This window comes from Kitasatospora sp. NPDC003701, from assembly GCF_053587085.1.
Genome location: NZ_JBSFNM010000008.1, coordinates 153,363 through 165,253, shown reverse-complemented (window position 1 = coordinate 165,253; position 11,891 = coordinate 153,363). Strand labels below are relative to the sequence as shown.

Annotated in this window: 11 protein-coding genes; 6 read left to right on the top strand and 5 right to left on the bottom strand. The window is 75.7% G+C overall.

The window, feature by feature from the left end; genetic code table 11:
* Positions 1-2: 2 nt before the first annotated feature.
* The gene (locus ACWDRR_RS10625) at positions 3-1,238 is read left to right on the top strand and encodes a sensor histidine kinase (RefSeq protein WP_449771799.1); all 1,236 of its coding nucleotides are present in this window, start codon (positions 3-5) and stop codon (positions 1,236-1,238) included.
* 72 nt (positions 1,239-1,310) lie between these two features.
* Here ACWDRR_RS10625 and ACWDRR_RS10620 read toward each other — a convergent pair whose 3' ends face one another.
* On the bottom strand, positions 1,311-2,735 hold the full coding sequence (locus tag ACWDRR_RS10620) for a sensor histidine kinase (RefSeq protein WP_449771798.1): 1,425 nt from the start codon (positions 2,733-2,735) through the stop codon (positions 1,311-1,313).
* A complete protein-coding gene (locus tag ACWDRR_RS10615; RefSeq protein ID WP_449771797.1) occupies positions 2,732-3,397 on the bottom strand; it encodes a response regulator transcription factor in 666 nt (221 codons plus the stop codon). The genes ACWDRR_RS10620 and ACWDRR_RS10615 overlap by 4 nt, the downstream gene beginning before the upstream one ends.
* Before the next feature lie 140 nt (positions 3,398-3,537).
* Between ACWDRR_RS10615 and ACWDRR_RS10610 the strand changes: the two genes are divergently transcribed.
* The 3 genes from ACWDRR_RS10610 to ACWDRR_RS10600 all read left to right on the top strand — a co-directional run bounded on the left by ACWDRR_RS10610 (position 3,538) and on the right by ACWDRR_RS10600 (position 7,116).
* Positions 3,538-4,695 carry a lipid II:glycine glycyltransferase FemX gene (locus tag ACWDRR_RS10610; RefSeq protein WP_449771796.1) on the top strand — a complete coding sequence of 386 codons (1,158 nt, stop codon included), beginning with the start codon at positions 3,538-3,540 and terminating at the stop codon, positions 4,693-4,695.
* A 65-nt stretch (positions 4,696-4,760) separates the two neighbouring features.
* Positions 4,761-6,347 (top strand): murein biosynthesis integral membrane protein MurJ, encoded by a 1,587-nt coding sequence (gene murJ / locus ACWDRR_RS10605; protein WP_449771795.1) that lies wholly within the window; start codon positions 4,761-4,763, stop codon positions 6,345-6,347.
* A 142-nt stretch (positions 6,348-6,489) separates the two neighbouring features.
* On the top strand, positions 6,490-7,116 hold the full coding sequence (locus tag ACWDRR_RS10600) for a response regulator (RefSeq protein WP_449771874.1): 627 nt from the start codon (positions 6,490-6,492) through the stop codon (positions 7,114-7,116).
* Between the two features lie 31 nt (positions 7,117-7,147).
* On the opposite strand, the gene ACWDRR_RS10595 is transcribed toward ACWDRR_RS10600, so the two are convergent.
* Complete coding sequence (locus ACWDRR_RS10595; protein WP_449771794.1) at positions 7,148-8,041, bottom strand: transglutaminase family protein; 894 nt, start codon at positions 8,039-8,041, stop codon at positions 7,148-7,150.
* 150 nt (positions 8,042-8,191) lie between these two features.
* Positions 8,192-9,205 (bottom strand): GNAT family N-acetyltransferase, encoded by a 1,014-nt coding sequence (locus ACWDRR_RS10590; RefSeq protein WP_449771793.1) that lies wholly within the window; start codon positions 9,203-9,205, stop codon positions 8,192-8,194.
* Positions 9,206-9,335: 130 nt separating this feature from the next.
* Here ACWDRR_RS10590 and fdxA point away from each other — a divergent pair, with 130 nt between their 5' ends.
* Positions 9,336-9,665, top strand: coding sequence for a ferredoxin (gene fdxA, locus ACWDRR_RS10585; RefSeq protein WP_329489462.1), 330 nt, complete (start codon positions 9,336-9,338; stop codon positions 9,663-9,665).
* 21 nt (positions 9,666-9,686) lie between these two features.
* Entirely contained in the window at positions 9,687-10,832 is a 1,146-nt protein-coding gene (gene dapC, locus ACWDRR_RS10580; RefSeq protein ID WP_449771792.1) for a succinyldiaminopimelate transaminase, read from the top strand.
* Between the two features lie 125 nt (positions 10,833-10,957).
* On the opposite strand, the gene ACWDRR_RS10575 is transcribed toward dapC, so the two are convergent.
* Entirely contained in the window at positions 10,958-11,719 is a 762-nt protein-coding gene (locus tag ACWDRR_RS10575) for a hypothetical protein (RefSeq protein ID WP_449771791.1), read from the bottom strand.
* Between the last annotated feature and the right edge of the window lie 172 nt (positions 11,720-11,891).

Genomic DNA, 11,891 nt, shown 5'->3' with positions numbered 1-11,891 from the left:
CCATGTCCGACGCGCCCCGCACCCACCGAACCGACGAGCAGCGGGAGGAGGGGACGGGGCGCGTGTCGTTCATGAACGTCCCCGGCGCCCCGGTGGAGAACCGGCGACAGCTGCTGGTCAAGGTCAGCTGGATGCTGCTCTGGATGGTCTACCTGCTCTACCCGGTGGGCGACCTGCTGAAGGGCACCCACGCGTCGGCGGCGACGGTGGCCGGCTGGATCGCCCTGGTGGCCTTCGTCGGCTGCTACATCGGCCTGGTGGTGCTCCGCTCGACGGCGGGCATGCGGCCGCGGGCCTGCCGGGCGGTGGTCGCGGCGATGATCGTGACCGCGATCGTCACCTCCTTCGGCCTCGGTACCGCCTGGCTCACGCTGTTCACCTACGCCTCGGTCGCCGTCGGGATCATCGCGCCGGTGCGCTTCGCGATCGCCGGGGTCGGCGCGATGGCCGGGCTGACCGTCGTGGTCGGGCTGCTCAGCGGCGCCGACCGGGGCGACATCCCCACCATCGCGCTCACCGCCTTCCTCTCCGGCGTCGCCATGACCGGGCTGCAGCGGCTGGTCGCGACCATGAGGGAGCTGCGCGAGGCGCGGGCCGCCGTCGCCCACCTCGCCGCCTCGGAGGAGCGGTTGCGGATGGCCCGGGACCTGCACGACCTGCTCGGGCACTCGCTGTCGCTGATCACCCTGAAGAGCGAGCTGGCCGGGCGCTTCATGGACGGCGGCAAGGACGAGGCGGCGCGGGCGCAGGTCGCCGACATCGAGAAGGTGGCCCGGCAGTCGCTGATCGACGTCCGGGAGGCGGTGACCGGTTTCCGCCGGCCCACCCTGCCGGTCGAACTCGCCGCCGCCCGGACGGCGTTGGCCGCCGCGCAGGTCGCCCTGGAGGCCTCGCCGGAGCTGGTGGACGCCTGGCCGGGGCTGGCCAACGAGGAGGCGGGCGCGCTGGCCTGGGCGCTGCGCGAGGCGGTCACCAACATCGTCCGGCACGGCGAGGGGGCCACGGTCTGCACCGTGCGGGCGGACGAGGCGTGGGAGGGCGGCGGCGAGCGGTACGCCGTCCTGGAGATCGCCGACAACGGGGCCGGGCCCGGCAAGTCCGGGCCGGGCAACGGGCTCTCCGGTCTGGAGGAGCGGCTGGCGCTGGTCGGCGGCCGGCTGGAGACCGGGCCGGGCGACCGGGGCCGGGGCTTCCGGCTGCGCGCGCTGGTGCCGCTGCGGACGGTCTCGGTCGCCTAGGGCCGCTGCGGACGGTCTCGGTCGCCCAGGGCGGGTTCGCCAGGTACCGCGACCGGCCGGGGCCGTCCCCGTTCAGAGGCCGGGGAGCTCCAGGACGAAGCGGGCGCCGCGCGGGGAGTGGGCGACCCGCAGGGTGCCGCCGTGCCGGGTCGCGATGTCGGCCGCGATCGCCAGGCCGAGGCCGCTGCCGCCCGCGTCACGGCTGCGCGCCTCGTCGAGCCGGGTGAACGGTTCGAAGATCCGCTCGCGGTCCGCCACCGGTACGCCCGGGCCGTCGTCGCGGACCTCCACGACGCAGCCGTGCGCCGTCCCCCGGGCGACCAGCACGATCTCCGACGCCGCGTGCCGCCGGGCGTTGTCGAGCAGGTTCCGGACCAGCCGGTGCAGCCGGATCCGGCTGCCGCGCACCGGCACCGGGTCGGGCGCGTCCACCCGCAGCGCGAGCCGGCCGCCGACGGCCGGGCGGTACTGGTCGGCGAGCTCGCCCAGGACGGCGGCGAGGTCGACGACGGTGTCCTGCCCGGCCGCGGCCGGGTGGCCGCCGCGGGCCAGGAACAGCAGGTCCTCGGTGAGGTGCTGGAGCCGCTCGACCGAGGTCAGCGCCTCCTGGGTGGCCGCCGGCCAGTCGGTGCGCTCGGGGTGGGCCAGCGACACCTCCAGGTTGGTGCGCAGCGCCGCGATCGGGCTGCGCAGCTCGTGCGAGGCGTCCGCGACGAACCGCTGCTGCTGCACGGCTGAGCGCTCCAGCCGGTCCAGGGTGGCGTTGGTGGTGGTCGCCATCCGGGCGATCTCGTCGCCGGACCTCGGCACCGGCACCCGGCGGTCCAGCCGGTGCTCGCCGATCGCGGCCAGCTCGGCGCGGATCGCCTCGACCGGCCGCAGGGCGCGGCCGGTCGCCACCCAGGCGATCAGCGCGACCAGCAGCGCGGCGGCCGGCACGCCCGCCTGGAGCACCGGGTCGATGGTGCCGACGGCGGCCTCGGCGGCGAACGGTGTGACCGGCACGTACACGGTGACCGGGCCGAGCGGCGGGATGCTGGGGCCGGTGGTGTCGGACACCCGGAAGTACATGGTCCAGGCGCCCATGGCGGTGAAGGTGCGCCCCGAGAAGCGGTTGGCGGCGGCCGCGCTCGCCGGGCCGACGCTGAGCGGCCGCTCCGGGGGCACCCAGTCCTCGGCGGCGCGCCCCGGCGCCGGCGGCGGCAGCGGACCGGTCAGGTGCTGGGTGGTGAGCGGGCCGCCCAGGGCGAACACCTGGCCGTCCTTGTCGAGGGCGACGTACGGCACCAGGTCGCCGGCGGTCGGTGGCTGGCCGCGGACGATGCCGCGGCCGATCTCCCGCGCCTGGTACTGCGCCTCCGACCGGGCGACGGCGAACTGCGCCCGGTACATGTGGTCGCGCAGCCACCAGGCGCCGCTGCCGAGCAGCAGCGCCGCCGTGAGGCCGGCCGCGAGCGAGGTGCGGACCCGGACGGAGAGCCGGTCGAGCACGCTCACGGCTCCAGCCGGTAGCCCGCACCGCGCACGGTGGTGATGGAGCGCAGGCCGAACGGCGTGTCCACCTTGCGGCGCAGCATGCTGATGTACACCTCGACGATGGACTCCTCGCCGTCGAAGGCGATGTCCCAGACCTCGTCGACGATCCGGCGCTTGGACAGCACCTCGCCCGGGTGCTCGGCGAGGAACCGCAGGACGGCGAACTCGCGCTCGGTGAGGGTGATCTCGGCGTTGTCGCGGCCGCAGCGGCGGGCCGCCGGGTCCATCCAGAGCCCGCCGACCCGCAGCAGCGCGCCGGGGGTGGCGCTGCGGCGCAGCAGGGCGCGCAGCCGGGCGAGGAAGACCAGGTAGGAGAACGGCTTGGTGAGGTAGTCGTCCGCGCCGGTGTCCAGGCCCTCGGCCTCGTCGTACTCGCCGTCCTTGGCGGTGAGCATCAGGATCGGCGTGGTGCTGCCGCCCTCGCGCAGCGCCTCGCACACCTTGTAGCCGTTGAGGCCGGGCAACATGATGTCGAGCACGATCGCCCGGTACGCGTGCCGCCGCGCCAGCCGGAGGCCGGTGAGGCCGTCCGGGGCGAGGTCGACGGTGTAGCCCTCGGCCTCCAGCCCGCGCCGGACGGCCGCGGCCACCTGGGGGTCGTCCTCCACCACCAGAATCTCCATGCGGATCAGGATGCCACCGGGGCCCGAAAGGTTGCTTAAGCGGTCTTCAGCTTTCTCAGCCCCGCTTCAGGCGGGTGGGCGCATGCTCTCGCCGTTCGCCGGCGCTCCAGGCCGGCGCCCGACGCGAGAGGGGTTCGCCGATGACCGTCGTCGTCCCGGAGACCGAGGCCGCCGGCCGCGCGGACACCGGCCCGCTGCGGCTGGTGCCGATACCGGCGGCGGAGCACGCCGCCTGGGCCGCCGCCCACGGCGGCGTCAGCTTCCTGCAGTGCCCGTCCTGGGGCCGGGTGAAGGCGGGTTGGCGCTCCGAGAGCCTGGCCTGGACGGGCGCCGAGGGGCGGACGGTCGGGGCCGCGCTGGTGCTGTACCGGGAGCTCCCGGGGCTCGGGCGCAGCTTCGCGTACCTGCCCGAGGGGCCGGTGATCGACTGGGCCGCACCGGACCTCGGACGGTGGCTGGAGCCGTTGACCGCCGCGCTGCGCTCGCGCGGCGCCTTCACGGTCCGGATCGGGCCGCCGCCGGCCCTGCGGCACTGGGAGGCGGGGACGGTCCGGGCGGCGGTCCGCGGCGGCGCGGTCACGCACCTGCGGGACGTCCGGCCGGACGCCGTCGACCCGGTCGGCGTGCGGGCCGGGGAGCGGCTGCGGGCGCTCGGCTGGGAGCCGGCCGCGCGGGACACCCAGCCCCGGTTCACCTTCCGGCTGCCGCTCGCCGGGCGTGAACCCGACGCGCTCTGGGGCGGATTGAGCCCGCAGTGGCGGCGCAACATCCGCCGGGCGCGCGCCGCCGGGGTGGAGGTCGTCGAGGGCTCGGCCGAGGACCTGGAGCCCTTCTACGCGCTGGTGCAGGAGACCGAGCGGCGGGGCGGCTTCGACCTCGGGCGCGGACTCGCCTACTACCGGCGGCAGTTCGCCGAGCTGAATGCCGAACTGCCCGGCCGGATGCGGCTGTTCCTGGCCAGGCACCGGGGTGAGGTGCTGGCCGCGCACACCTTCGTCACGGTCGGCCGCGGCGCCTGGTACCTGACCGGCGGCTCGGCCTCGCAGGGGCGCGAGGTCCGCCCCGGCAACGCCCTGCAGTGGTCGATGATCCAGGCCGCGCACGGACTGGGCGCGCGCGAGTACGACCTGCGGGGCGTCCGGCCCTCGCTGGACCCGGCCGGCGCCGACTACGGGCTGCTGCGCTGGAAGCTCGGCACCGGCGGCCGGGTGGTGGAGGGCCTCGGGGAGTGGGAGCTGGCCCTGAACCGGCCGCTGCACCGGGCGTTCCGGCGCTATCTCGCGCGGCGGCAAGGGTGAGTCGTTTGAAGACAACTACCAGCGAGAACAAGGTTGTTGGTGCCTCGGTCCGGGGGAGGGCGCCGATGGAGCAGCCCAGTCACCGCCGGCCGCGCCGCCGGCCGCCCGCGAGCCTGGTGATGGCCGGCGGGACGATCGTGTCGCGCGCCACCGGCTTCGTCCGCGCCGCGCTCGTGGTCGCCGTCCTCGGTGCCGGGGTGTCGGCCGACGGCTACAACGTGGCCAACACCGTGCCCAACATCCTCTTCGTGCTGCTGATCGGCGGCGCGCTGAACACCGCCCTGGTGCCGCACCTGGTCCGGGCGGCCCGGGAGTCGGAGGACGGCGGGGCGGCGCACATCGACCGGCTGGTCACCCTGCTCGTGGTGGCGCTGGCCGTGATCGCCGCGGTGGTGGTGCCGGCGGCGCCGTTGATCGTCCGCGCCTACACCTCCTACGGCGGCGCGCAGTTGGACCGGACGGTGCTGCTGGCGTACCTCTGCCTGCCGCAGGTCTTCTTCTACGGCCTCTTCACCGTGCTCGGCCAGGTGCTCAACGCGCGGCAGCGGTTCGCGCCGATGGCGTGGGCGCCGGTGCTCAACAACCTGGTGGTGATCGCCGTCTTCGGGTCGATGGCGAGGAGCGGGTCGCCGACCGACGCGCAGCTGATGGTGCTGGGCGCCGGGACCACGCTCGGCGTGGTGGTGCAGAGCCTCGCCCTGTTGCCCTGCCTGCGGGCCGCCGGCGTCCGGCTGCGCCCCCGCTGGGACTGGCGCGAGGCCGGCCTCGGCGACCCGCTGCGCGCCGCCGGCTGGACGCTGCTGCTGGTGCTGACCGACCAGGCGGGCTACTGGGTGGTGACGCGGCTCTCCACGGCCGTCGGCGAGCAGGCCGCGGCGGCGGGCGTGCCGGGCGGCGCCGGCTACACCGCCTACAGCAGCGCCTACCTGCTCTGGATCGTGCCGCACGGGGTGATGACGGTGTCCCTGGTGACGGCCGTCCTGCCGGGCATGAGCGCGGCGGCGGCCGGGGGAGAGACGTCGGTGCTGCGCGGGACCGCCTCCCGGGCGGTGCGGACGGTGGCCGTGGTGACCGTGCCGGCCGCTTGCGGACTCGCCGTACTGGCGCCACAGTTGGCGGCGATCGCGTTCGGACACGGACGCGCCGGGGAGGCGGATGTGCGGGCCATCGGGTGGATGCTGACGGCCTTCGCGCCCGGGCTGGTGCTGTACTCGGCGGCGTACGCCCTCACCCGGGTCTTCTACGCGCTGCGGGACAGCCGGACGCCGTTCCTGCTGAACCTCCTGCCGGTCGCGGCGGCCGCCGCCGGCTCGCTGGCCTGCTACCACTGCCTGCCGCCGCGCTGGGCGGTGACCGGGATGGCCGCCTGCTACGGCGGGTCCTTCCTGCTGGCGGTGGCCGGGGCTGCGCTGCTCCTGCGCCGCCGGCTCGGCGGGCTGGACGGCCGGCGGGTCCTGGTGACGCACACCAAGCTGCTCGCCGCCGCCCTGCCGGCCGCGGCGGCCGCCTGGGCGGCGGCGCACGCGGTCGACCGGCCGTGGGCGGGGCTCGCACTGGGCGGCCTGGCGCTGGGCGTGGTGTTCCTGCTGCTCGGCCGGCTGCTGGGGGTGGCGGAGCTGTCCGTACTGACGGCCCGCCTGCGCCGTCGCTGAGCGCACGGGGTGGTCGTGACCGCCGGGCCGGGGCGCCGGTCGACTACCGCGCGTCGTGGTCCGGGCGGGACCGCCGCGGCGTCTCCCCGGGGGAGGCTCAGGGGTGACGCCCGCGGGCCCTAAGGTCGACGGCATGAGTGAGATGCGAAGCGACGGTGCCCCGTCCGTCCGCGTGCTGCTGGCGGAGGATCAGGGGATGGTCCGGGAGGCGCTGGCCGCGCTGCTCGGGCTGGAGGGGGACATCGACGTGGTGGCCCAGGTGGGGCGCGGCGACGAGGTGGTGGACGCGGCGGTCGCCCACGACGTGCAGGTCGCGGTGCTCGACATCGAGATGCCCGGCATGACCGGGATCGAGGCCGCGGCGGAGCTGCGCAGGCGCCGGCCGCAGACCAGGATCGTGATCGCGACCACCTTCGGCCGTCCCGGCTACCTGCGGCGGGCGATGGAGTCGGGCGCGGACGCCTTCCTGGTGAAGGACGCCCCGGCGGCCGAGCTGGCGGAGGCGATCCGCCGGGTGCTGCGCGGCGAGCGGGTGATCGACCCGGTGCTGGCCGCCGCCGCGCTCGCGGAGGGGGCGAACCCGCTGACGGCCCGCGAGCGCGACGTCCTGGCGGCCGCGGCGGACGGCGCGGTGAACGCCGACATCGCCCGCCGGCTGCACCTGTCCGAGGGGACGGTGCGCAACTACCTCTCGATGGCGATCCAGAAGACCGAGGCCCGCAACCGCACCGAGGCGGTCCGGATCGCCCGCGAGAAGGGCTGGCTGTAGGGCGCGGGGGCGGTGCCCGGCCCGGCGGCGCTCAGTTGAGCCGGTGCCGGGCCGCCCGTGCCTCCCGGCGGACCTTCGCCGCGGTGTCCGGGTCGAAGGTGTCCAGGATCTCCGCGTAGGCGTCCATCTCGGCCGAGCCGCCGAGGAAGTCGCCGGTCCGCACCAGCAGCTCCGCGCGCTCCAGCCGGAGCTGGGCCGGGTGCCGGGGCAGCAGCAGGGCGAGTTCGGTGGCCCAGAGCTGGGTGCGGGCGTGCTCGGGGCGCTCGGCGGCCCAGACGCGGATGTTGCCGAGGACCCGGTGCACGGTGTCCAGAGGCCCGGCCGGGGTGAGCAGTTCGGGCGAGAACGGGTGGCCGGCGGCCCGGACCAGGCCGGCCGCGTCCTCCAGGTCGAGCAGCCGCCCGCCGTGGAACGGGTCGGCCAGGACGTAGTCGTCACCGCCGCTCGGGCCGCCGACGGCGACGATGTAGTGGCCCGGCAGCGCGATCCCGTGCACCGGTACCCCGGCCCGCCGGCCGACCGCCGTCCAGACCAGCGAGAGCATGATCGGCAGCCCGCGCCGGCGCCGCAGCACGTCGGGCAGCAGCGAGGACTCCAGCCGCCGGTAGTCGGACTGCCGCCCGTGGAACCGCTCCCGCCCGCCGAGCACGGCGGCCAGCAGCGCGGCCGTCTCCTCCGGCCCGGCCGGGGCCCGCTCGGCGACGGCGAGCCGGACGGCGGCGGCGTGCCGCTCCAGCGCCGCCTCGCAGGCGGCCAGCAGGGCCTCCGGGGTGGGCGGGTCCCGGGGGTCGTCCGGGTCCGGGGCGGGGGTGTGTTCGGCGGCCGCGAGCAGGCAGAGCAGCACCGGATCGGGGTGCTCGGCCCGGGCCTCGGTCCGGAAGCGTGCTCTGCTCTGCTCGGTCACGGTGGCTGCGACGGCTTTCATGCGGGCGGACAGACAGGCGGGACTGACGGGTGGCACCGGCCGTCGCTGCCGACGGCCGGGACCGACGGGCGGAACCGGGGGCGGAGCCGACGGCCGGAGCCGGTGGATCGGACGGACGGACGGGCTGGCGGGCGTGGCGGTACGCGCGGGCTACCCCTGGGGCAGACGCGCGTAGTGGTAAGTGTGACTGGTCGTGAAGCCAAGTCCGTCATAGAGCGCGATCGCACCGTCGTTCTCGGCCTCGACCTGGAGGTAGGCGCCGGTCGCCCCCTCCTCGGCGGCCCGGGCGGCGAGCACCGCCATCAGCGTGGTGGCCAGCCCCGCGCGGCGGGCGTACGGGGCGACCTCGATCGCGCCGAAGCAGGCCCACGGCCCGTCGATGACGCAGCGTCCGATGGCCAGCGGCGGCTGCCCCGGGGCGCCCGGCACGGTGGCGAACCAGACCGACGGGCCGCCGTGGATCACCTGCCGTGCCGCCTCCTCGACCGCCGGGTCGTCGGTCACCCGCCGGTACAGCGACATCCACTCGGCGCCGGCCGTCCGGGCGAGCCGCACCCGCCGGTGGCCGGAGCCGAGCCGGGCGAGCGGCGCGAGCGCCGCGACCCGCACCAGCGTCGGCGAGTACGCCGCCCCCAGCCGGCTCAGCTCGTCGCGCAGGCCGTCCGGCGAGCCGGGCGTGCTGACCTCCACCCAGGCCGGCAGTCCGCGCGCCGCGTACCACCGACGCACCGCCGCGAGCGCCTCGGCCGGCGGCAGGCCGGGGTCGCCGAGCGCCTGGACCGAGTTGGCCCGCCGGGTGAAGCCGGCGGAGGCCCGCAGCGTCCACTCGCCGAGCGGCTCCTGCTCGACGGCGGGCCAGCCGAGCGCCGCGATCCGCTGGAGCTCCGGCGGCGAGGCGGCGGGCGGCGCCGCCCGCCGGGCCGGGAAGAGCGGCACCACCTTGCCCGCGACCAGCAGCTTCTCCGCGAAGGTGACCGGATCGCCGCTCCGGGGGACGACGGTCAGCTCAAGATCGTCCCAGGATGTGAGCACACCGATCACATCGCGGAACACCGGCCTGTCGTCCACGAACTCCGCGACACGCCGAACTGACACTCGTAGTCCCACGTCAGAGCGATCTATCCGGACCTCCGGACGGTTCTGGACCGGCCCGCCAGCCGCCATCTGGGCACCTCCTGTGCATTTGCGGTCTCCGACCCGCGATACTAGGGGCGGGCATCGACGACGCCGCGCTCACCCGCGCACGCGAGCAAACAGAATGGGCCGCCGAGCCCTTCCGAGGAGGAACGACAGCGTGACCTACGTCATCGCGCAGCCTTGTGTCGACGTCAAGGACAAGGCCTGCATCGAAGAGTGCCCGGTTGACTGCATCTACGAGGGCGAGCGATCGCTCTACATCCACCCGGATGAGTGTGTCGACTGCGGCGCTTGCGAGCCGGTCTGCCCGGTCGAGGCGATCTTCTACGAGGACGACACTCCGGAGGAGTGGAAGGACTACTACAAGGCGAACGTCGAGTTCTTCGACGACCTCGGTTCGCCCGGTGGTGCCTCGAAGCTCGGCCTGATCGAGCGGGACCACCCGTTCATCGCCGCCCTGCCGCCGCAGAACACCGACGAGCACTGAACGATCGGTGGCAACTGAGCTGTGAGTACCAAGAACAGCACGCTCGCGCCGTTCCCGGGGCACCCGGGGGCGGCGCGCCGCGTTTCCGATCTCCTGCCGGTCTTCCCCTGGGACAAGCTGGAGCCGTACAAGAAGACCGCGCTGGCCCACCCCGGCGGGCTCTGCGACTTCTCGGTGGGCACCCCGGTCGACCCGGTTCCCGAGGTGATCCAGAAGGCGCTGGCCGCGGCCACCGACACCCCCGGCTACCCGACCGTCTGGGGCCCGCTGGAGCTGCGCGAGGCGATCGCCGGGTGGCTGCGCCGCCGGGTCGGCGCCGAGGTCGGCCCGCAGGCCGTCCTGCCCACGGTCGGCTCCAAGGAGCTGGTGGCCTGGCTGCCGACCCAGCTCGGCCTCGGCCCCGGTGACCAGGTGGCCTACCCGCGGCTGGCCTACCCGACCTACGAGGTGGGCGCGCGGCTCTGCGGCGCGGAGCCGGTCGAGTACGACTCGGTGGACGAGCTGGACGGCTCGCGGGTGCGCCTGCTCTGGGTCAACTCGCCGTCCAACCCGACCGGGCGGGTGCTCGGCGCGGACGAGCTGCGCCGCGCGGTCGAGTGGGCCCGGGAGCACCGGGTGCTGCTGGTCAGCGACGAGTGCTACCTGGAGCTGGGCTGGGAGGCCGACCCGGTCTCCGTCCTGCACCCGGACGTCTGCGGGAGCGACCACGAGGGCCTGCTGGCCGTCCACTCGCTCTCCAAGCGCTCCAACCTGGCCGGCTACCGCGCCTCCTTCGTGGCGGGCGACCCGGTGGTGGTCAAGGAGCTGCTGGGGGTGCGCAAGCACAGCGGGATGATCGTCCCGGCCCCCGTCCAGGCGGCGGTCGTCGCCGCGCTCGCGGACGACGCGCACGTGGCCGAGCAGCGCGGGCGCTACGCCGCCCGGCGTGCGGCGCTGCGCGCGGCGCTGGAGGCGTACGGCCTCCGGGTGGAGCACTCGGAGGCGAGCCTGTACCTGTGGGCGACCCAGGACCGGCCGTGCTGGGAGACGGTGGCCGAGCTGGCCGCCCTGGGCATCCTGGTGGCGCCCGGCGACTTCTACGGGCCGGCCGGCGAGCGGTTCGTCCGGGTCGCGTTCACCGCGACCGACGAGCGGGTCGCGGCGGCCGTGGAGCGGCTGCGCGGCTGACCGGGCGGAGCCCGCGCACGGCGAAGGGGGCCGGTGTCCAGGACGGGACACCGGCCCCCTTCAGTGCTGTGCGGGTTCTTCGGCGCTGTGCGGGTTCGGTGCGGGGCGCACCGGGTGGAGCCGGATCAGAGCGGCAGGCCGCCGAGGCCGCCGCCGCCGATCCCGCCGAGCAGGCCGGTGATCGGGCTGAGGCCGGCCAGCGGGGAGTTCGGGCCGAGGTCGGCGCCGCCGAGGCGGTTGGCCGAGCCGTGCTCGGCCAGGCCGAGCACGTCCGTGCCGGGGACCTCGGCCGGCAGCGCGCGGCCCAGGGCGCCCAGCGGGAGCGCGTCGGTCACGGTGTTGGCACCGGGGACGGCGCCGGTGAGCGCGCCGGCGCCCGGCAGGCCCTGGGTCAGGCCGGCGGTCTGCGACAGCCCGCCGATCGGGTTGGCGCCGGCGCCCGCGCTGCGGCCGGTCGCGCCGCTGCCGCCGGTGACGGCATCGCCGAGCTTGCCGGCCAGGGCGGCGGCGACCTTCGGGGTGATGGCGGAGAGCTGGCCGGTGGTGGCGGCGGTCTTGTCGACCGGGGCGGTCAGCGAGCCGGCCTTCTCGTTCGCCTCGGGCAGCTGGTGGGCGACGATGTTGCCGGTGGCGTCGGCGGTGGCCGGCACGCCTGCGGCGACGGTGGCGGCGCCGGTGTCCCCGGCGGCCTGGCCCAGCTCGTGGGTGGTGTGCTGCAGGGTGGATCCCGCGTCGGTGTTGGTGAGCTGGCCCAACGGCGCGGCCAGGTCGGACTTGGGCAGCAGCGCGTCGGCGGCGGACGCGGAGCCGGCCGCGACAAGCGGGGTCGCGCCGGCCGCCACGAGCAGCGCGGCCTGGGCGATCCGGCGCGTGAGGGAGTGAGACATGGGGCTCCTCGAAAGGGTCTTGGGTCCGTCCTGTCCGCCGGGCGGACGACGTTCTTACCGCTTGAGAAGCCAGAAGGTTTCGGCCGGTGCAAGGAAACGGTCTTACCGATGATCGGATCGTAGGCCTGGTGCCGCGGGCCGGCGGCCGGTCCGGCCGGAGCCGCGAAGGCGG

Coding starts and splice junctions, on each gene's coding strand:
- murJ (WP_449771795.1), top strand. CDS start 4,761: ATGGAGCAGCCCAGTCACCGCCGGCCGCGCCGCCGGCCGCCCGCGAGC.
- ACWDRR_RS10600 (WP_449771874.1), top strand. CDS start 6,490: ATGCGAAGCGACGGTGCCCCGTCCGTCCGCGTGCTGCTGGCGGAGGAT.
- ACWDRR_RS10625 (WP_449771799.1), top strand. CDS start 3: ATGTCCGACGCGCCCCGCACCCACCGAACCGACGAGCAGCGGGAGGAG.
- ACWDRR_RS10595 (WP_449771794.1), bottom strand. CDS start 8,041: ATGAAAGCCGTCGCAGCCACCGTGACCGAGCAGAGCAGAGCACGCTTC.
- ACWDRR_RS10575 (WP_449771791.1), bottom strand. CDS start 11,719: ATGTCTCACTCCCTCACGCGCCGGATCGCCCAGGCCGCGCTGCTCGTG.
- ACWDRR_RS10590 (WP_449771793.1), bottom strand. CDS start 9,205: ATGGCGGCTGGCGGGCCGGTCCAGAACCGTCCGGAGGTCCGGATAGAT.
- ACWDRR_RS10615 (WP_449771797.1), bottom strand. CDS start 3,397: ATGGAGATTCTGGTGGTGGAGGACGACCCCCAGGTGGCCGCGGCCGTC.
- ACWDRR_RS10610 (WP_449771796.1), top strand. CDS start 3,538: ATGACCGTCGTCGTCCCGGAGACCGAGGCCGCCGGCCGCGCGGACACC.